We start from the raw sequence: 17929 nt of genomic DNA on the forward strand, positions 1-17929 counted from the left end.
GAGAGTAGAAATTTGTTTGCGTACAGATATGATACGCCGTTTTTTACAACTTGTTCACAGACATCTTTATAATCTCTGTTTTGAAACTCACAGTTGTCATATTTTCCCATAAGCAGGGTGCCAAATAGCATGGTCAATAGTAGTTTTTTCATCTGTTTTCCCCTACGGTTAGAAGCTACTATGATAACAAAAAATTTTTCAAGTTATATTAATTCTTTATATTAGTCTCTATTTTGATATAATCACAAAAAAATATAACAGATAAAGATGGAGCGATAGATGGTAGACAAAGCATGTGACAACAAAATATGTATAAATAGCAAAAATTGCGCTAGATTCCAATCATTTTTAGACGGAAACAATGACTGTAAAACATTTAAGGGTACGGAAGTAAAAGGGTGCGGACAGTTTATTCAGAAGTAGTGTTTATCTCTTTTAGTCTCTGTGGAGTCCCAATATCTCGCCATTTCCCCTCATGGAGAGTTCCGCTTATGCGGTTGTTTTCAATAGCTTCGCGAAGCAGCGGCGCAAGTGGGGTTTTTTTGCACTCCAAACCCCTGAAGAATTCTGCAGAGTAGTATCCAATCCCTGAGAAGGTAAACTTCTTCTTTGCATCGCTCGCAACTCTGTTTTTATGAAGAGCAAAGTCTCCTTCATGGTTGTGCTCTGGGTTTGGAACTAGAATAAGATGTGCCAAATCACCATTTAAATCAAAACTGCTCTCAAACTCATAATCGCACCAGATATCGCTGTTGACTACTAAAAAAGTCTCATCTTCCAGCAGAGGAAGCGCTTTTATTATCCCGCCTGCACTCTCCAGTGCTCCGCACTCCTGCTCGTCGGAGTAGATAAGGCTTACTCCCCATTTTGAGCCGTCTCCAAGCGCTTCTGTTATCTGATTTCCCAAGTGGGCGATGTTGATAACAATCTCGCTAAAACCCAAAGATGCAAGCTTTTCAATGTGCCAGACTATAAGCGGCTTGCCTTTTATCTTCAGTAGCGGTTTTGGAGTCTTGTCGGTGAGCGGACGCATCCTCTCGCCGCGACCGGCCGCAAGTATCATCGCTTTCATTTTGCTCTGCTTAAAAAATCTGCAAACTCTCTTGTCTCATTGTATCTCTCTGCCGTATCAATTACGTATTTCAGGGTAAGAGGTATATCTTTGAGGTAGCCGTTTTTTTTGTCGCGGATATGCAGACGAGAGAATACTCCAAGAACCTTTATATGTCTTTGCATCCCCATAAAGTCAAACCATCTCAAAAATGTCTCATCGCTTACTTTGAGCTCTTTTTTGTCGCGAAACTCTAACGCCAATTTTTTTATCTCTTTTCTCTCATACGCAACGTAGCAATCCTTTAGTAGGGAGACCAAATCATATGTTATTGCGCCGTTCATGGCATCCTGATAATCTATAACGCCGATTTTGTTGTCACTCTTTAGCATTATATTTCTTGAGTGAAAATCGCGGTGCACAAAAACATTCTGAGGCTGTTCAAGTACTACATCTGAAATCGCATTTAACGTGCTTGTGATAAGCTCTTTTTGCGCCTCATCAAGCTTTAGATGAAGCTTTTTCTCTAGATACCACTCAAGCATCAGATCCATCTCTGCATGTAGAAATTTTTTATCATAAACAGGCAGACCTTTTGTATCTGCTTTTTGCATCTTTAGGATTGTGTTTATGGCTTTTGTGTAAAAGGCTTTGAAGTTGTTTTGGTTTAGTATATTGAGATAGTTGGTGGTTCCAAAATCTTCCAAAATAAGATATCCATCATCTGGATTTTGTTCAAAAATTTTTGGCGCGCCTACTTCGGCATCCCTAAGCCTTGCTGTCACATCAATAAACGATTCAAGCGAGTTCTTCTCGAGTGAAGAGTCCATTAAAAGAGCCGTTCTGTCTCCGTCACGGAGTCTGTAATATTTTCTAAAGCTGGCATCAGCCAAAGCAGTTTCAATCGTATAATTTTTAAAAATGGTCTTACCTAACCACTCTTTTATTTTATTCATATATGGCACCTAAAATAGAATCTTTTGACGCTCCGGTTACGGACGAAATTTTAACACATTTTTTGTGTATTCTCTCATGTGCGAGCCATGCAAAAGCCATCGCCTCCATAAACTCGCTGCTTACGCCGCACTCATCGCTTGAGACAACCTCGACGTTTTGCAGTTCATCACACAGGCGCTCCATAAGATAGATGTTTTTAACTCCGCCGCCGCAAACAATAAGCAGATTGGTAGGAGTTTTTTTAACTTCGTCGGCAATGCTTTTTACGGTAAGCTCCAGAAGGGTCGCTTGGATGTCTCTGGCCTTTAAATAGAGAGTATTTTGGGTTTTTTTAGCAAAATTTTCAAGTTTTTTCTCAAGCCACTTGGCATTGAAAAGTTCTCGTCCCGTGCTTTTTGGAGCTTTTTTTGAAAAGTATGGTTCACGCAGCATCTCTTTTAGGAGCTCGCTGCTTGGGGTTCCAGATTTTGCCCAGGCACCCTCTTCATCACATGCGAGGCTGTTGTTTTGCGAAATCCAGTAATCCATAAGGACATTTCCGCATCCTGTATCATACCCGATGACACTCTCGCCAAGTATGCTGAGATTTGCCATTCCGCCGATATTTAGCACTGTAACATTTCCCTTAAGTCTTGAGAATAAGAAGTGGTGGAATGCCGGAGTAAACGGTGCGCCCTGACCGCCGAGCGCTATATCTTTTTGCCTGAAATCACTAACAACGCTAACACCTGTTAGTGCCGTTATAACGTTTGCGTTTCCAAGCTGCATCGAAAAAGGGTGTTCGCTCTCAGGTTCGTGCCAAAGCGTCTGACCATGCAGACCTATGGCTTTGATGATATTTTTATCTATCTTTTTTCTGGCTATAAAGTGTATAAGAGAAGCGGCATACATTTTGCCCAAACGGGTGTCAAGTTCGCCTATCTCTTGGAATGTCGTAGTCCCGTTTATTGCTGCTAAAATATCTTTTTTTATTTTTTCATCAAAAGGGTATGCGGCTGAGTGAATAAGCTCAAAACTCTCATCTTTCATTTCGCAAAGGGCTATATCAATGCCGTCAAGGCTTGTTCCGGACATTACGCCGATGTAAAATTCACTCATTTTTTGCTCCATCAATTGGCTCTAATCGTAGCTTTGGGATTTCCCAAAAGCATAATAAAAAATGCGCTCAATGTGCCGATGACCATCTGCCACGAAAAACCGACAGTTATTCCAAAAGTGTAGGGCTGAAGCGCTAAAACAGCGACGAAACCGCCGATAAGCGCTAATGGAACTGTTGTCTGGTTGCCACGGGATGTAAATATTGCCGCGAAGAAAACGCCCAAAAGACCGGTATATGCAAAGGACATAACACCAAGAGCAAAACTTATCAAAGAGAGGTCGCTGTAGCGCTGCCAGAAGTAACTGAGTATAGCCATGGCGGATAAAACGATGGCAAAAAAGAGCACTGCAAATCTAGAAGCTTTTACAAAGTGGTACTCATCTGTCTCGCCTTTTCTTAGCTTCCAAGGTTTGTATAAATCTTCAACCGCAACGGATGCCATGGCTCCTAAAACTGAGTTTGCACTCGAGAGTGCAGCCGCAATTGCTCCGACAGTGACCAGACCTCTTAGACCATCAGGCATCTCGTTTAGTATGTAGTACATAAAAATCGTAATCTTTTCGCCATCAAAGCTCTGTGTTACACTGCTTTGCATGTAAAAAAGGTAAAGCAGCGCTCCGATGCTCAAAAACAGAAGCACTACGGGAATGGTGAGCAAAATGGAGATGATAAGCGATTTTGCCGCTTCGTTTTTGTCTCTGCATGCCAAAACTCTCTGCGTCATATCCTGATCAAGCCCGAAAGCCGCAATATTTAGCAAAAGCCATCCGCTTAGAAGTCCGATAATGTTGAAGTTGCCATCAAACGAGGTGTCTATAAATTTGAGTTTGTTGTGCTCGCTTAGCGTCTTAAAAATCTCGATATGTTCGAGCGAATAGTAGAGATATATAAGCACGGCAACCGCCGCTCCGATGTATGTCAGAGCTTGGATAATGTCGCTTAGGATTACCGAGCGGACACCGCCAAAGTAGGTATAGGCAAGCGCGCCGAACATTAAAATCAGAATCGAGACGGCAACATGAGTGAATATTATGTCGCTAAAGAGAATCATGGAGATGGCAAGCGCGCCGATATAAAGCCTCGCGCCGCTGGCAAAAACTCTCCCTATGAGAAACATTACTCCTGCTTGTTTTTTTGCACTCTCTCCATATCTTGACTCTAAAAGTTCATAGACCGTTACTGCTCTCATCTCATAATACTTCGGGATAAGGACATAGGAGATAAAGATGACCGCGATAAGGGAGGAGAAGTAGAATCCTATAAATGTAAAGTCGCTGCCGTATGAGAGTTCAGGAACACCCAAAAATGTAGCGGCAGACTGCGAAGTGGCAAGGACTGAGACCGCAACGGCAAACATGGGCACTGCGGTTGGCGAGAGAAAGTACTCTCTTGAGGTGTTTATCTTTGAGCGGCTTAGAATTATTGAAGTTGTGCCAAGAATTAAAAAGTATGAGAGAAATACCGCCCAGTCAAGAGATGAAAATGCGCTCTGCATTACCGGCGCTCATTTTTTTTATGAAGCTGCTCAATTCTCTTGTTTGACTCTAAAATTCTCTCAAGAGGTATGGCGCCGCTTTTGATTTTGGATACAATTACCTCTACAAGTTCGCCTGTATCTTGAGATGAGAGCTGATTTCCAAAAAGTAACATGTCGATTCCTGAGTTTATTCCAAGCGTTACAATCTCCTCCAAGGAGTAGTGTTTTGAGATTGCTCCCATCTGTAAATCATCACTCACTAAAACACCCTTAAAACCCAGCTCATCTCTTAATAGTTTTGTATTTACGTTGTGTGAGAGTGTTGCAGGATATTTCTCATCAAGTTTTGAGTTAAAGACATGCGCACTCATTATCATTGCAGCTTCGCCTGATTTTATAAGCTCTATGTATGGTTCAAGCTCAACGCTGCTCCATGTTTTGCTGATATCTACAAAACCTTCGTGCGAATCATCAAGTGATGAGCCGTGCCCCGGAAAGTGCTTTAATACGCTGATAATACGCTCATTTTTCAGCGAGTTCATAAATATTTTTGCATATTTTACAACCTCTTTTGGCTCGCTTGAGTAAGAGCGGCGAAGTCCTGATATTACCATGTTGTCTGGGTTCAGTTCCAAATCTACAACCGGTGCGAAGTTGCAGTTGATGCCGCCATGTCTGAGTGTTTTTGCCAAAGAGTTGTAGATATGTGTAGTCATGTACTCATCAAGCTCAGAGACCGTCTTTGCCGAAGGTGTCGCTTCAAATCCGTACTTTGGTTTGAGTCTTGCTACTTTCCCGCCCTCTTGGTCAACTGCTATAAGAAGAGGTTTGGTTGAGATGGATTTTAGTTTTGAAGTTAAGAGTTGGAGTTGCATTGGCGAGCTGATATTTTTTGTTCTGTTTCTGTCATTGTAGAAGCGGTCAAAGAGGATTACGCCGCCGAGTTCATAGTTTTTTATATCTCTTGCAATTGTGCTGTTTTCATTAATCTCTTCGTTGTCAAAGCCGACAAGAAGCATCCTGCCGACCATTTTTTTAAGGCTCTCGTTATCTGGAAGATTTTGGAATTGTGTTGCACTAAGAGTTACTATAGTGCTAATAAACAGTGCAAAAAATCTCTTCATTTTAGCAACATAGCTTTGGGGGCTGTGGGAAAACTAGTGTCCATACCACTGTAATGGGCTTTGCCATTTACAGTGCATAGCATCAGCTAATTTCCTCTGGAGCCGGGTTTTATAGCTTCGCTTCCGCTTTTACACATCGGGCACTCATCCTGTGCATACATCTCAAAAGTGAAATCTTCAAGAGCAAAAAACGGAATATCTTGCGGAAGCTTGCAGTTTGGCTTTGTAGCAATCTCGCTATATTGGCGTCTGCAAAAACCGCGGTTTGCTAAAGCGGCAACGCCGACTATCTCTCCGCCGAGACTCTTTACAACGGCTGCTGCTTCCATGGCGGAGCCGCCCGTTGTGATGATATCTTCGCACATCAAAACTCTCTCACCCTCTTTCACCTCAAAACCGCGGCGGATACTCATCTCGCCATTTACTCTCTCGGCAAAAATTGAGCGGACATCAAGAGCCGTTGCCAAAGCAAATCCTGCAATCAACCCTCCAAGAGCAGGCGCACAGACAGTGTCAACTTGCAGGCCGCTCTCTTTAATCTGCTTTGCAAGCGCATCAGCTAGAAGTTTTGCTGTTTTTGGATCCTCTAAAACCTTAGCAGACTGCAGATAATACTTTGAGTGATTTCCGCTACTTAGTTTAAAATGCCCCTCTAAAAGAGCGTCTGAATCCATATATATTTTTTTGATATCCATCTGTTTATACCTTTAGTATTTCTGCTTCTTTTGCTTTAATGATGTTGTCTACTTCCGCAATAAACTTGTCAGTTATTTTTTGGATATTCTCTTGTGCAGATTTTGATTCATCTACTGTTATCTCTTTATCTTTTTCAAACTTTTTAACTTTGTCGTTTGCGTTTTTTCTGTCGTTTCTGATAGCGACTTTCGCATGTTCTCCCATAACCTTCATCTGCTTAACAGACTCTTGTCTCTGCTCAACCGTCATAGCAGGGAAGAAGAGCTTGATTTGCACGCCGTCATTGTTTGGATTTGCGCCTACATTTGCTTTTGATATTGCGCTCTCTATTAAGTTTAGGAGATTTTTTTCCCAAGGATTTACAACAATTGTCGTTGCATCTGTTGCTATTATAGAACCAACCTGATCAAGTGCAGTCATCGTTCCATAATAGTCAATTTTAACATTATCCAAAACAGATGTCGTCACCTTTCCTGTTCTAAGTGTTTTAAAATCTCTTAGCATGTGGTTAACACTTGCTCTCATTTTTGTTTCACACTCGTTGAATAGTTCGTTTAGCATGTTGTTCCTTTGTAATATGAAAAATAATTGCGTAATTGTAGCGAGAAATATTTAAAAAAAGAATTTAGGAGGCAGTGGCTGCAAAAAAATTGCAGCTGCTATTTTGCTGTAGAATTGCTATCCGTCGGTGCGATTTCGATGTTAGTAGTTGAGGATTGAGCTGTAGATGGAGCTACAACATGGGTTGTTTCAACCATATTATCAACAACAGATTCAGCCGAAGCCGATGCGTACATGTAACCTAAAGTTATCGTGTTGGCAACGAAGAGAAATCCTATGATAAATGTTGTTTTTGCCAAAAAGCTACCAGGTCCTTTTGCCCCAAAAACAGACTCGTTAGAGCCGCTGTACGCGCCTAGACCGATGCTTGAGCTTTTTTGAAGAAGTACCGCTATTACAAGCATTACTACCAAAATTATTTGAACAATAAGCAGAAAACTAGTTGTCATTATATATATCCTGAGTCTTAAAAGTGGCGAATTATACCTAAAAAAACTAATTGTTGCAAAATAAGCTATAATTTTAAAAATTTTTGGGGATATTTATGAATTTTAAAAATAAAAATTTTACTCTCTTGCTTTTGGTTTTTTTATCTTTTATTCCATTAAATGCAAAAGAGTTAAGCAAAAAACCTACTATTGCCGCAAGCACATTTTCTCTATATGACATAGCAAAAAACATCGTATCCGATACAGCCGAAGTCTTTATGATTCTTCCGTTTGGCGTAGATACCCACAGTTACGAGCCATCGCCAAGAGATATGATAAAGATATCAAGAAGCACTCTGGTTCTTTACAACGGTGCCGGTTTGGAGCCTTGGATAGATGGGTTTGAGTTTAAAAACAGAGCGCTAAATATAAGTCAACATGTTAAATTAAGAGAGGTTGGTGAGAGTGGGCACCAATGTAGTGACGAAGATGCTCATCACACTCACGGCAGCGTTGATCCTCACTACTGGCAAGACCCGCAAAATATGATATTGGCAGCCCAATATATCGCAGGCGAGTTGATTGCGATGTTTCCAAAAAAGAGAGATATTTACATAAAAAACAGAGACAAATATATCTACATGTTGAAAAATCTAGATAAAAGTTACAGCGAAAAATTATCTTCTTGCAAGCTCGATACAATCATTGTAAACCACAATGCATTTTCTTATCTCTCCCATAGATACGGCTTTAAGGTTGAAGCTCTCAGCGGACTCTCTCCCGAGGCTGAGCCTAGCGGGAAAAATATGATAAAGCTGATTGAACATGTAAGAGAGCATAAAGTGGGAGTTATCTTTTTTGAGAGTTTTGTCAGCGATAAAGCAATCAAGAGCATAGCAAAAGAGGCAAATACGGAAGTTGACGTGTTGCAGCCACTGGGAAACATCACGGCTGATGAAGCAAAACAGCATCTCGGCTATGAAGAGATTATGAGACGAAATCTGCAAAAAATATCCAAAGCTCTTATATGCCGATGAAATTTATCGTTCCCATTTTTGATATTAAAAACTTGAGCTTTGTTGTTAAGGGTCAAACAATTTTATCAAATATCTCTTTGGAGATTTTTCGCTCCGAATATATTGCTATCATAGGTCCAAACGGAGGAGGAAAAACAACCCTTATCCGTATGCTTTTGGGGCTTGAAAAACCGACAAGCGGCGAAGTTAAAATATACGGAAAAAAGCTCTCAAACTTTAAGGAGTGGTATAAAATAGGCTATGTTGGGCAGCGCGCTTCACATGTAGATGCTTCATTCCCTGCTACGGTTTTAGATATCGTAAAAATGGGCAGAACATCACAAAGAAGTATATTTGGGGCTTTTAGCGAGTTGGATAATCAGCTTGTACGCGATGCAATGCTCAAGATGGATATACTCGATTTAAAAGACAAGATGATTGGAACGCTCTCTGGCGGGCAGAGACAAAGAGTTATGATTGCCCGTGCACTGGCGTCAAAGCCTGAGATATTGATTCTGGATGAGCCAAATACCGGCGTGGACGCTCTATCGCAAAAAAATTTCTACGCGCTTCTTAGAGAGCTGAATAAAAAAGAGGGCATTACCATCGTATTTATAACACATGACATAGGCGTAATAGCTGATGATATCGCAAGGTTATTTACCATAAATCAAAAAGCTGTAGTCTGCAACAACCCAAAACAAGCACTAAGCTGTGAAGAGATGAGCGAGCTCTACGGAATAGAGGCCCATCTTTTACATGTTCACAAGCACGAGCACTGACATGTTAGAGATGATATCTCAAATAAAAAGTACTAGATGTACTTTTTATGTAGAGCAACATAGCATTAATAAAAAATGGAAGGAATATAATGACTGAAATGCTCTCCTATGATTTTATGCAGAGAGCTTTTGTGGCAGGGATAATAATTGCCATCTTGGCTTCGGTTAGCGGAACTTTTGTAGTTCTAAGACGCTACTCAATGATAAGCGAAACGCTTGCTCATTCAGCTTTGGTGGGTGTTGCGGTCGGTCTTGTCGCAGGATTTAATCCTCTTTGGATGGCAGTTGTGTTTGCAATTATCTCGGCTTGGCTGATTGAATATCTAAGAACCGCCTTTACGCTTTACAGCGATGCGGTTCTTGCCATTTTACTCTCAGGTTCTCTTGCTGTTGCCGTGATTATCGTTTCTCTTGGAGGAGCTTTTAACAACTCACTTTTTTCATATTTATTTGGTTCGATACTCTCCGTAAGCAGTGAAGATGTTGCAACCATCGCAATTTTTGGAAGTATCTCTTTGGGTGCGCTGCTACTCTTCTCAAAAGAGTTCTATTTTATCGCTTACGATGAAGAGGTGGCAAAAACTAGCGGTATTAAAGTAAATCTTTTAAACTTTTTGCTTGTCAGCGTTGTAGCTGTTATTATTGCTCTTTCAATCAGAGTAGTCGGAAGTCTTCTCATCGGCGCTCTTATGATTATCCCGACAATCGCCGCGCTTCAGTTTAGGGTCGGATTTTTTAAAACCGTCATCATCTCTCTTGTTTTTGCACTTTTTAGCGTAGTTGCCGGCATGACGCTCTCCTTCTATTTTTCACTTCCATCCGGTGCTACAATAGTTCTTTGCGTCCTGTTTTTATTTACAGTATCTCTGGTTGCCAACAGAAGATGAGAGTAAGTTCCGAGTTCTCCAAGCGCGCACTGGAGTATGAGAGTTACAACATCATACAAAATATGGTTATAGAAAAACTTCTTGAACATGTAAAGCAAAAGCCTAAAAATATCTTAGATATAGGATGCGGCAGCGGAGCTCTTTGCAAGGCAATTGACTGGGAGTATAACTCATTTTACGGTGTCGATTTTGCGCAGGGTATGCTTGAGTTGCACCCAAAATCTCCAAAGATAGAGCTTCTCTATGGAGATTTTAATGACGACAAACCCTTTGAGAAACTGCTTACACATCTATATGATTCTATTTTTTCTGCATCCGCTCTGCAGTGGGCCGATGATTTGGAGAGGGTATTTGGCAAAATCAGAGAGCTAAACGCTCCTGTTGCTTTGGCAATATTTACCTCAAACACATTCAAAACCATAAACAAAACGGCGGCAATCAGCTCTATACTAAGAGACGCGGATGAAGTTTGTGAGCTGGGAAAAAAATATTTTGGTGCCGAAGTAGAGGTTGCAAACTATAAACTTGAGTTTGAGTCAACCAGAGATATGTTTAAGTATATAAAGAGAAGCGGTGTCAGCGGTTCGAGAAAAATACTTAGTTACAAAGAGAGCAAAAAACTTTTAAACAACTACCCGCTAAACTATCTGGAGTTTGAGGTGGCTTTTGTCTATAGTCCTAATATATAAACCTCGTCACCGTTTTTTATCTCTCCCTTACTTATTATTTTGGCAAAAATTCCTCTGTCGTTTTTAAGAAGAGTAGGAATTTTTACATCTATAACGGCGAGATGGTTGCAGATAGTGCAGTGTTGAGAAATTTCAAGCGTAGCACCCCCAATTTTTAGCTTTGTGCCCACTTCCAAGGCGTAAGGGTTATAGTCAAGGAGAATATTTTCGCCTAGATAGCCAAAGGGCATCTCAAGATTGTAATTTTTAATTAAATTGTAACTATCAATCGAGGCGATTAGAACAGATCTCTGAACATTTTTATTATAAAACTTATCTTCAACCACGCCAAGTTCATCCAGTGCTATCTTCACTTTTTCTATTCGCTCTGAAACAGCTGATTTTGAGATGAAAAGTTTTAAAACCTCCCCGACTCTTTTTCTTGACATAATGGTGCCTTCTCCTGTTGTTGTGTGAAATATTATCATATTTTTAGTTATAAAAAATAGCTTTCGCAGCAGTAATAAAAAATTTATTATAAACAGCATAAGTGTGAATTATTATAAAAATGTAATAATTTTCTCACATTTTTGATACAATTGCTTGACAATTTAATTAAATTTCATATATAATCTTTGCATTGCATTTTATATTATGCATATAAAGTTTGTACTATGTGTGCGATGCATACTATGAAGTCTACGGAATCAAAGAGAAGGAGGTAAATAATAAATGAGTAAAATTTCTGAAAATAATTTAGAAACTACTACAACAGAGCGATCAAGTAGAAGAGATTTCTTCAAGAGAACTGCTGCTTATTCTGTGAGCGCAATTGCAGCTGCCAGTATTCTAGCGCCAGTTAAGCTTTTGGCTGACGATGAAAATATAATCCACCATGTTGAGTGGGGAACAACCTTGGGCGATGAGCTTAACAAATATCCATACGGTATTCCGTCGGCTTATGAGCACAATGTAGTAAGAAGAACTTCAAGCCTTCTTTCTTCTGCCGGTGATATGCATGCTGCTGTTTCAATGACACCACTGCATGAACTGGAGGGTATAATTACTCCAAACGGACTGCACTTTACAAGAACACACAATGGTGTTGCTCACGTAGATCCCAATAAGTTTAGACTTATGATTCACGGTCTTGTTGAAAAGCCAATTGTTTTGACTCTTGAGCAGTTAAAAAAATATCCTGCAGAGAGCAGAATTCTTTTCATGGAGTGCCCTGCAAACGGTGCTGCTGAGTGGAAAGGTCCTCAGTTTAACTCTTTACAATTCGTAAAAGGTATGATGAGCAATGCGGAGTGGACAGGTGTTCGTCTAAAAACTATCCTTGATGAAATCGGCTTAAAGCCGACTGCAAAATGGATGTTGGCAGAGGGATCTGACGGTTCAGAGATGAGCAGAACGGTTCCTGTTGAAAAAGTTTTAGATGACGCAATGATTGTCTGGGCACAAAACGGTGAGGCAATCAGACCTGAGCAAGGATATCCTGTTCGTTTGATGCTACCGGGCTGGGAAGCGAACTTGTGTGTTAAATGGCTTAAACGTTTAGAGTTCGGTGCAGAGCCGTGGTATTGTAAAGAAGAGACCTCTAAATATACAGTATTAACTGCAGATGGTAAGGCTATTCAGCATTTCTATCCGTTAGAAGTTAACTCAATAATTACAACTCCATGTCCTGAGAAACCGTGGACAGACCTTAAAAAAGGCGACTTGGTAGAGGTTGAAGGTATCGCATGGAGCGGTCACGGAACTATTTCGGCTGTAGATATATCTTTTGATGGCGGAGACAACTATGTTGAAGCAAAATTAAAAGGTCTGGTTCTTCCTAAGTCATGGACAAGATTCTCGTACATGTACAAATACGAAGGCAAGCCGTTGTTGATTCAATCTCGTGCGATTGATGATGCTGGATTTGTTCAGCCGTCAGTAACAGAGGAAAAGGCGATTATCGGTGTGGAAGGTGTTTATCATAGAAACTCAATTTGTACTTGGGAAGTCAAAGAAGATGGTTCAGTTCACAATGTTCAAGTTAGAACAGACAACTGTCCAAAGTAAACGGGGAGCAGATTATGATAAAATTAAGTAATAAACTAATTATTTTAGGTGTTTCTGTTGTTGCAAGCAGTGCCCTATTTTTTACTGGCTGTTTAGGTTCAAGTGCCGAAGCTATTAATTCTGCAAAGGTTCAAACTGCTGCAAACGGTATGTACAACCCGACTAAAGATGCTTTGGACGGCGGTGTTACATATAAGAGAGCAAACGGTATGTATACTGCATATGCTCTTAATGAGCAATCAACAGCAGGTGTTAATTTTGGTAGAGCTCCTACTCCAAACGAGCTAAAAGCTTGGGATACGGATATTATGCCAGACGGTACAGGTTTGCCAGAAGGCAGCGGTACTGTTGATGATGGTGAAGAGCTTTATGATAGAGACTGTGCTGTTTGTCACGGCGAGTTTGGTGCAGGCGGTAAAGGATATCCGACATTAACTGGCGGTTCACTAGCTTCACTGACAAACCAAAGAACATGTCCTGGTAAAGATGCTCCAAATAGAACAATCGGTTCGTACTGGCCGCAGGCAAGTACGCTTATTTGGTATATCCGCGATGCAATGCCATACGCAAATCCAAAGAGCTACTCACCAAATGAGATGTATGCTGTGACCGCTTATTTATTAAAAGAGAACGGTGTGCAGATTGAAGGTCAAGATATTGAAGAGTTAAATCAGGACAATTTTAAGAAAATCGTTATGCCAAATCGTAACGGCTTCTATCCTGATATAGATGGACCAAACGGCGTTGAAAACGTAAGAGCTTTCTTTGCTGAGCCTAAAAACTTTGGTGCAGTTGGAACCCGTTGTATGACAAACTGTGGCAAAGAGTCTGTGGCAAGAATTGGGAATGAGATTACTGGCGTTGTTCCGGCTTACTCAACCGTTAGAAATCTTCCAAAAGTAGATCCGTCTAAAGGCGGAGCTGTTTCAGAGGCTCAAAAACTGTATGAGAAATCATGTGCTGTTTGTCATAAGACTGATGCAATGGGTGCTCCTGCGGTTGGAGACAGAGGTGCTTGGGAAACAATAATGGAGCAGGGCTTGGATAAAGTAAATAGTCATGCTATTAATGGTCTTGGCAACATGCCTCCAAAGGGTGGCGCTATGGACTTAAGTGACGATCAAGTCAAAGAGATTGTGAAATTTATGGTAGAATCTAGCAAGTAAGACTTATTAGAGCTACTTAACACTAATATAAAGGAAATAAAATGAAAAGAAGAAAATTTTTAAGTTTAGGCGCAGTAGCTGCTGCTGCAACTGTAATACCTGCTGGACTGAGTGCTACAGATTTTAGAGCAACTGCTCCAAAAGCATGGGATGCTCCAACAAGCAAAGAGGCAATCGAGTCAATGTTTGGTTCAGTTGCTATGGTTGATGGTCAGATTGAAATTAAAGCTCCTAAATTAGCTGAAAACGGTGGCGCTGTGCCAATCGGTATCAAATCTAAGCTAGACCTTGAAGTAATCGCACTGTTCCAAGATGCTAATCCAAGAAGTGCTGTTGTAGTATTTGAATTAGGTGAGGGCGGTGTTGTAGACCTTCAAACTAAAATAAAAATGAGAAAAACTGCAAATGTGACAATCGTTGCAAAAGGCAGAGATGGCAAATTGTACTCAGCTGTACAAAAAGTAGAAGTTTCTATCGGTGGTTGTGGAGGTTGATTTAACCCCACAAACTTTCTATATAAATAAAAATAAATAAAAAAAAGGATTATTATCATGAGTATGAAAATCAAAGCAAAAATTAAAAAAGATGTTACTGAAGTTAAACTTTTACTTTCTAGCCCGATGGTTGGCAAAGAAGAGGCTGAGTTAAAAAAAGTTGAAGTAAGCTATATTACTCACGTTACTGCTAAAGTAGGCACAAAAGTTGTATGGGAAGCTTCAACGGGACCATTCCTTTCAAAAGACCCTTACTTTATGTTTAACTTTAAAGGTGCTAAAGTGGGTGATGAAATTGTTATTGAAACTATTGATAACAAAGGCGAAACAGAGAGCGATAAAGTAGTTATAAAATAGTGTTTCCCCTTTGGGGGCACTACCATCTGCAACTTATTTTGGAAGAGTATATCTGGTTTGTTAAAAAAACAGACGAGCTATATTCTTGCGAATACAAATTAAAATAAGGAAATCTTATGATAAAAAAGATGATTAAGCCGCTGGCAGTTTATGCTATTGCCTTGCTGCCGGTTATGAGTGTATGTTCTTCAGATACTGCAAATTTTGATGCTGGTACAAAAACAGGTGCTCAGGCAAAAGACGTTGTTATTGCGAGTGATGAGTATCAGTATAACCTAGAGCCAAAGCAAGTTAGCGGGAATGTATGGTGTTTCTTTGGAGCACTGGAAATTCCTACAAAAAAGAACGGCGGAAATATGGTAAATACTTGCTATATTAAAACAAATACTGGTTATGCTCTTTGGGATACCGGCCCGACATATATTTATGCAAAACAAGCTTATGAGGTAATGAGTAAGATTGCAGGTAAACTTCCTGTTACTACAATAATCTTAAGCCATGAGCATGATGATCACTGGCTAGGAAACAACTACTACAAAGAAGTTCATAATTCAGAAATCGTAGGTCCCGAATCTGTAAATAAAAACTATAAGCCAGGTGAGAGAACAAGCAGAATGTTTGTTACTTTATCTGAAAATGCTATCAGAGGAACAGAGATTGTTGCTGTTGATAAGTGGTATGAAGAGAAAGAGCCTATAAAGTTTACTATTGATGGTGTTAATTTTGAGTATGTGCCGGTAGGTAACGGCCACTCTGTAGAGGACTATTTCCTTTATATGCCTGAAAATAAGCTTATTCTTGCAGGTGACTTGGTTATGAATGGAAGAGTTACATCAAACAGAGACGGTTCAGTTGAAGGACAGCTTGCTGCAATAGAGAACATGAACTCAAAAGAGTGGAACACGCTGATTCCTGGGCATGGATTTATCATAGATAAAACTGCAACTGATGAGTCTATGCAGTACTTTACTCTAACAAAAGAGAGAATCTTAGCAGCTATAGACGAAGGTGTTGATAGTACTGAAATCGTTGAACAGGTGCCTCTCGAAGAGTTTAAAGACAAAGCTCTGTATGACTTATTAAACGCATCTAACGTTTCAAGAGCATATCAAGAGTATGATATGGGTCTTTAAATAGAGAAGAATATCCGTGGTTTGGCTTATGCCAAATCACTTTCCCCTCAGCAACAAAAGAAACCCAACATGAACCTCATTAAAATATTAATTTTAGCCCTTTTTTTACATGTAACAATTTATGCCGAACCAATCAATATTGATAATATTGTCTCTCAGGCAAAAAAAGAGAATAAGCAGGTTTTGCTATTTTTTAATATGACAAGATGCGGTGCATGCAAAGAGATGATTAAAACATCCATAGAAGATGCAGATATTAGAAGGCGTATCGATAGAGATTTTTTATATGTTGGTATGAACATCAACTCAAAAGATGAAGTTATACATAAAACGTTTAAAGGCAGTGTTCATGGATTTGCGAAGAGCTTAGGTATTAATCTATATCCATCGGCTATATTTTTAGGTTGTGATAACGAACAGAAATATCATCTTGTAGGCTATAGAGACAAAGATAAATTTTCAACTATTATTGAATACGTAAGCACAAAATCATATAAAAGTATGGATTTAGAATCTTTTATTAATGAGAAAGACTTTAACGATTAGGATAATATATCTTTTTCTAGTGAGTAGAGTTCGTATCTGATATGCTTAAAATTCTCACTATTCTCAGCGCTATTTAGTTTATACAACTCCTCCAAGACTCTAGCGGACTCTTGCGCTCTCTTAAAGTTGGCAATAATAATAGAAGATAAATCAGTGCGGTTCATCTCACTCTCAATACTTTCGCGAAGAACATCATTAATGCTGTCACGATATTTTAAAAGCTCTATGCTGTCTTTGGTGTTTGCTTTATGTCGAAGATGCTTTAGTTTGTGTGAGAGTTCTTTGTTGTTGTGTTTATATCGCATGATATCTTCAACAACTCTGATACCTTCTTTGAGGCGGTTTAGGTTTGCATCAATCACCCGATAAAGTTCGGGTGAAAGCTCATTACTCATCTTTTCCAAATATACCAAATAGGTGTAAAAGGGATGTAAAGATGTTTAAAAAGTCTAGATAAAGTGCAATTGCGCCGTCAATCGGAGTCTCATATGCGCCTTTGATAATATTTTGAGTGTCATAAGTCACTAAAATACTAAAAAGAACAACAGCACCTGCAGATATAAGAATAGCCATAAGCGGACTTCCCATAAATATGTTTACTATTGAAAACCCAAGGATTACAACAAGAGCAACCATTAGCGGTTTTCCATATCCTGAAAAATCCTTTGTTGTTTTAATTGCATAAAAGCTCATTGCGCCGAATATTAGAGATGTCATAGCAAAGGCATTCCCCACTATTGTACCGCCGCCATTCATTCCTAATGTGTGAGAAAGCAGAGGCGAGAGCATCAACCCAGTCATAAAAACAAATCCAAACATAACTGCTAAGTTTATACCAGCTTTATGTTTTACAAAGTGCAGTCCAATTAAAAGTCCAATCTCTAAAATGAGCAGAGGGAAAAAATTAGCTGCAATAGTTCCAGCCATAGGTACACCAACATAAGCACCAACGGCACCAGCCATCATCGAAGCGGCAAAAAGTTTGTACGTCTCTTTTACAAAAGATACGATTTGTGTATCACTTCTAGCATTTGTGCTGTAAGCAGATCCGCTTTCTCTTGCATAGTCACGATTATAAAGTCCCATATTTCTTCCTTATATATATGTAATACAAAATAAGTTACATATTTGTATATTTAGGAATTCTATATATAAAGAGTTAATAAATAGCAACACCATAGTATATGCATCCATGTATTAACAAAAAAAAATTAAAAAAATTCAATTGCTTAACAGTTGATGAAAACTTTTAAAATTCGTCGGCAAAACTATTGACTTATAATATTGATTTGTCTATAATTCCCCTCCACAAACACAGATACCTAAAGTTTAGGTTTAAAAATCTAGGTTTGAGATCATTGAAAACTAAGCAAGTAAATAGACTTTAATAACTAGAAATAGTTAGATGGTCATTAATAAG

General features: G+C 39.5%; 22 protein-coding genes. 11 read left to right on the forward strand and 11 right to left on the reverse strand.

Annotation, left to right across the window (positions count from 1 at the left end; all coding sequences use genetic code 11):
* Positions 1-279: 279 nt before the first annotated feature.
* On the forward strand, positions 280-423 hold the full coding sequence (locus K0A91_RS09750) for a hypothetical protein (RefSeq protein ID WP_295009998.1): 144 nt from the start codon (positions 280-282) through the stop codon (positions 421-423).
* Here the strand turns inward: K0A91_RS09750 and murU are convergent.
* The 8 genes from murU to secG form a co-directional block, all read right to left on the reverse strand.
* Positions 410-1072 carry an N-acetylmuramate alpha-1-phosphate uridylyltransferase MurU gene (gene murU / locus K0A91_RS09755; protein ID WP_295009999.1) on the reverse strand — a complete coding sequence of 221 codons (663 nt, stop codon included), beginning with the start codon at positions 1070-1072 and terminating at the stop codon, positions 410-412. The two genes, K0A91_RS09750 and murU, sit on opposite strands and share 14 nt — an antisense overlap.
* Positions 1069-2007 (reverse strand): phosphotransferase, encoded by a 939-nt coding sequence (locus K0A91_RS09760; protein ID WP_295010000.1) that lies wholly within the window; start codon positions 2005-2007, stop codon positions 1069-1071. Before K0A91_RS09760 ends, murU begins: the two co-directional genes overlap by 4 nt.
* Positions 2000-3106: an anhydro-N-acetylmuramic acid kinase gene (locus tag K0A91_RS09765; RefSeq protein ID WP_295010001.1), complete on the reverse strand. Its 1107-nt coding sequence runs from the start codon at positions 3104-3106 to the stop codon at positions 2000-2002. Before K0A91_RS09765 ends, K0A91_RS09760 begins: the two co-directional genes overlap by 8 nt.
* Before the next feature lie 11 nt (positions 3107-3117).
* On the reverse strand, positions 3118-4602 hold the full coding sequence (locus K0A91_RS09770; RefSeq protein ID WP_295010002.1) for a sodium:solute symporter: 1485 nt from the start codon (positions 4600-4602) through the stop codon (positions 3118-3120).
* A complete protein-coding gene (locus K0A91_RS09775; protein ID WP_295010003.1) occupies positions 4602-5708 on the reverse strand; it encodes a glycoside hydrolase family 3 N-terminal domain-containing protein in 1107 nt (368 codons plus the stop codon). Before K0A91_RS09775 ends, K0A91_RS09770 begins: the two co-directional genes overlap by 1 nt.
* Before the next feature lie 86 nt (positions 5709-5794).
* Positions 5795-6403 carry an orotate phosphoribosyltransferase gene (pyrE, locus tag K0A91_RS09780; RefSeq protein ID WP_295010004.1) on the reverse strand — a complete coding sequence of 203 codons (609 nt, stop codon included), beginning with the start codon at positions 6401-6403 and terminating at the stop codon, positions 5795-5797.
* Positions 6404-6407: 4 nt separating this feature from the next.
* Positions 6408-6965: a ribosome recycling factor gene (frr, locus tag K0A91_RS09785; RefSeq protein WP_295010005.1), complete on the reverse strand. Its 558-nt coding sequence runs from the start codon at positions 6963-6965 to the stop codon at positions 6408-6410.
* Positions 6966-7063: 98 nt separating this feature from the next.
* Positions 7064-7414 (reverse strand): preprotein translocase subunit SecG, encoded by a 351-nt coding sequence (gene secG / locus K0A91_RS09790; RefSeq protein WP_295010006.1) that lies wholly within the window; start codon positions 7412-7414, stop codon positions 7064-7066.
* A 95-nt stretch (positions 7415-7509) separates the two neighbouring features.
* Between secG and K0A91_RS09795 the strand changes: the two genes are divergently transcribed.
* The 4 genes from K0A91_RS09795 to K0A91_RS09810 all read left to right on the forward strand — a co-directional run bounded on the left by K0A91_RS09795 (position 7510) and on the right by K0A91_RS09810 (position 10767).
* The gene (locus K0A91_RS09795) at positions 7510-8430 is read left to right on the forward strand and encodes a metal ABC transporter substrate-binding protein (RefSeq protein WP_295010007.1); all 921 of its coding nucleotides are present in this window, start codon (positions 7510-7512) and stop codon (positions 8428-8430) included.
* Positions 8421-9191, forward strand: coding sequence for a metal ABC transporter ATP-binding protein (locus K0A91_RS09800; protein ID WP_295010008.1), 771 nt, complete (start codon positions 8421-8423; stop codon positions 9189-9191). The genes K0A91_RS09795 and K0A91_RS09800 overlap by 10 nt, the downstream gene beginning before the upstream one ends.
* 89 nt (positions 9192-9280) lie before the next feature.
* Entirely contained in the window at positions 9281-10078 is a 798-nt protein-coding gene (locus K0A91_RS09805) for a metal ABC transporter permease (protein ID WP_295010009.1), read from the forward strand.
* On the forward strand, positions 10075-10767 hold the full coding sequence (locus K0A91_RS09810; RefSeq protein WP_295010010.1) for a methyltransferase domain-containing protein: 693 nt from the start codon (positions 10075-10077) through the stop codon (positions 10765-10767). The genes K0A91_RS09805 and K0A91_RS09810 overlap by 4 nt, the downstream gene beginning before the upstream one ends.
* On the opposite strand, the gene K0A91_RS09815 is transcribed toward K0A91_RS09810, so the two are convergent.
* Positions 10749-11195: an MOSC domain-containing protein gene (locus K0A91_RS09815; RefSeq protein ID WP_295010011.1), complete on the reverse strand. Its 447-nt coding sequence runs from the start codon at positions 11193-11195 to the stop codon at positions 10749-10751. The two genes, K0A91_RS09810 and K0A91_RS09815, sit on opposite strands and share 19 nt — an antisense overlap.
* 283 nt (positions 11196-11478) lie before the next feature.
* On the opposite strand from K0A91_RS09815, the gene soxC reads away from it, so the two are divergent.
* From soxC to K0A91_RS09845, 6 genes are all read left to right on the forward strand, one after another.
* On the forward strand, positions 11479-12813 hold the full coding sequence (gene soxC / locus K0A91_RS09820; protein ID WP_295010012.1) for a sulfite dehydrogenase: 1335 nt from the start codon (positions 11479-11481) through the stop codon (positions 12811-12813).
* A gap of 14 nt (positions 12814-12827) precedes the next feature.
* Entirely contained in the window at positions 12828-13979 is a 1152-nt protein-coding gene (locus K0A91_RS09825; protein ID WP_295010013.1) for a c-type cytochrome, read from the forward strand.
* Positions 13980-14020: 41 nt separating this feature from the next.
* A complete protein-coding gene (locus K0A91_RS09830; RefSeq protein ID WP_295010014.1) occupies positions 14021-14473 on the forward strand; it encodes a thiosulfate oxidation carrier protein SoxY in 453 nt (150 codons plus the stop codon).
* A gap of 57 nt (positions 14474-14530) precedes the next feature.
* Positions 14531-14830 carry a thiosulfate oxidation carrier complex protein SoxZ gene (gene soxZ / locus K0A91_RS09835; RefSeq protein ID WP_295010015.1) on the forward strand — a complete coding sequence of 100 codons (300 nt, stop codon included), beginning with the start codon at positions 14531-14533 and terminating at the stop codon, positions 14828-14830.
* Positions 14831-14946: 116 nt separating this feature from the next.
* On the forward strand, positions 14947-15963 hold the full coding sequence (locus K0A91_RS09840; RefSeq protein WP_295010016.1) for an MBL fold metallo-hydrolase: 1017 nt from the start codon (positions 14947-14949) through the stop codon (positions 15961-15963).
* Positions 15964-16032: 69 nt separating this feature from the next.
* Positions 16033-16509 (forward strand): thioredoxin fold domain-containing protein, encoded by a 477-nt coding sequence (locus K0A91_RS09845; protein WP_295010017.1) that lies wholly within the window; start codon positions 16033-16035, stop codon positions 16507-16509.
* Here K0A91_RS09845 and K0A91_RS09850 read toward each other — a convergent pair.
* Positions 16506-16904 carry a thiamine-phosphate pyrophosphorylase gene (locus tag K0A91_RS09850; protein WP_295010018.1) on the reverse strand — a complete coding sequence of 133 codons (399 nt, stop codon included), beginning with the start codon at positions 16902-16904 and terminating at the stop codon, positions 16506-16508. The genes K0A91_RS09845 and K0A91_RS09850 overlap by 4 nt on opposite strands.
* The gene (locus K0A91_RS09855; RefSeq protein WP_295010019.1) at positions 16897-17595 is read right to left on the reverse strand and encodes a Bax inhibitor-1/YccA family protein; all 699 of its coding nucleotides are present in this window, start codon (positions 17593-17595) and stop codon (positions 16897-16899) included. Before K0A91_RS09855 ends, K0A91_RS09850 begins: the two co-directional genes overlap by 8 nt.
* Positions 17596-17929 lie beyond the last annotated feature (334 nt).

The organism is Sulfurimonas sp. (assembly GCF_019429335.1).
Classification (GTDB): Bacteria; Campylobacterota; Campylobacteria; order Campylobacterales; family Sulfurimonadaceae; genus Sulfurimonas.

What these genes read in the sequence shown, in the direction of transcription:
- K0A91_RS09750 (WP_295009998.1), top strand. Translation starts at nt 280, where the DNA reads ATGGTAGACAAAGCATGTGACAACAAAATATGTATAAATAGCAAAAAT.
- murU (WP_295009999.1), bottom strand. Translation starts at nt 1,072, where the DNA reads ATGAAAGCGATGATACTTGCGGCCGGTCGCGGCGAGAGGATGCGTCCG.
- K0A91_RS09760 (WP_295010000.1), bottom strand. Translation starts at nt 2,007, where the DNA reads ATGAATAAAATAAAAGAGTGGTTAGGTAAGACCATTTTTAAAAATTAT.
- K0A91_RS09765 (WP_295010001.1), bottom strand. Translation starts at nt 3,106, where the DNA reads ATGAGTGAATTTTACATCGGCGTAATGTCCGGAACAAGCCTTGACGGC.
- K0A91_RS09770 (WP_295010002.1), bottom strand. Translation starts at nt 4,602, where the DNA reads ATGCAGAGCGCATTTTCATCTCTTGACTGGGCGGTATTTCTCTCATAC.
- K0A91_RS09775 (WP_295010003.1), bottom strand. Translation starts at nt 5,708, where the DNA reads ATGAAGAGATTTTTTGCACTGTTTATTAGCACTATAGTAACTCTTAGT.
- pyrE (WP_295010004.1), bottom strand. Translation starts at nt 6,403, where the DNA reads ATGGATATCAAAAAAATATATATGGATTCAGACGCTCTTTTAGAGGGG.
- frr (WP_295010005.1), bottom strand. Translation starts at nt 6,965, where the DNA reads ATGCTAAACGAACTATTCAACGAGTGTGAAACAAAAATGAGAGCAAGT.
- secG (WP_295010006.1), bottom strand. Translation starts at nt 7,414, where the DNA reads ATGACAACTAGTTTTCTGCTTATTGTTCAAATAATTTTGGTAGTAATG.
- K0A91_RS09795 (WP_295010007.1), top strand. Translation starts at nt 7,510, where the DNA reads ATGAATTTTAAAAATAAAAATTTTACTCTCTTGCTTTTGGTTTTTTTA.
- K0A91_RS09800 (WP_295010008.1), top strand. Translation starts at nt 8,421, where the DNA reads ATGCCGATGAAATTTATCGTTCCCATTTTTGATATTAAAAACTTGAGC.
- K0A91_RS09805 (WP_295010009.1), top strand. Translation starts at nt 9,281, where the DNA reads ATGACTGAAATGCTCTCCTATGATTTTATGCAGAGAGCTTTTGTGGCA.
- K0A91_RS09810 (WP_295010010.1), top strand. Translation starts at nt 10,075, where the DNA reads ATGAGAGTAAGTTCCGAGTTCTCCAAGCGCGCACTGGAGTATGAGAGT.
- K0A91_RS09815 (WP_295010011.1), bottom strand. Translation starts at nt 11,195, where the DNA reads ATGTCAAGAAAAAGAGTCGGGGAGGTTTTAAAACTTTTCATCTCAAAA.
- soxC (WP_295010012.1), top strand. Translation starts at nt 11,479, where the DNA reads ATGAGTAAAATTTCTGAAAATAATTTAGAAACTACTACAACAGAGCGA.
- K0A91_RS09825 (WP_295010013.1), top strand. Translation starts at nt 12,828, where the DNA reads ATGATAAAATTAAGTAATAAACTAATTATTTTAGGTGTTTCTGTTGTT.
- K0A91_RS09830 (WP_295010014.1), top strand. Translation starts at nt 14,021, where the DNA reads ATGAAAAGAAGAAAATTTTTAAGTTTAGGCGCAGTAGCTGCTGCTGCA.
- soxZ (WP_295010015.1), top strand. Translation starts at nt 14,531, where the DNA reads ATGAGTATGAAAATCAAAGCAAAAATTAAAAAAGATGTTACTGAAGTT.
- K0A91_RS09840 (WP_295010016.1), top strand. Translation starts at nt 14,947, where the DNA reads ATGATAAAAAAGATGATTAAGCCGCTGGCAGTTTATGCTATTGCCTTG.
- K0A91_RS09845 (WP_295010017.1), top strand. Translation starts at nt 16,033, where the DNA reads ATGAACCTCATTAAAATATTAATTTTAGCCCTTTTTTTACATGTAACA.
- K0A91_RS09850 (WP_295010018.1), bottom strand. Translation starts at nt 16,904, where the DNA reads ATGAGTAATGAGCTTTCACCCGAACTTTATCGGGTGATTGATGCAAAC.
- K0A91_RS09855 (WP_295010019.1), bottom strand. Translation starts at nt 17,595, where the DNA reads ATGGGACTTTATAATCGTGACTATGCAAGAGAAAGCGGATCTGCTTAC.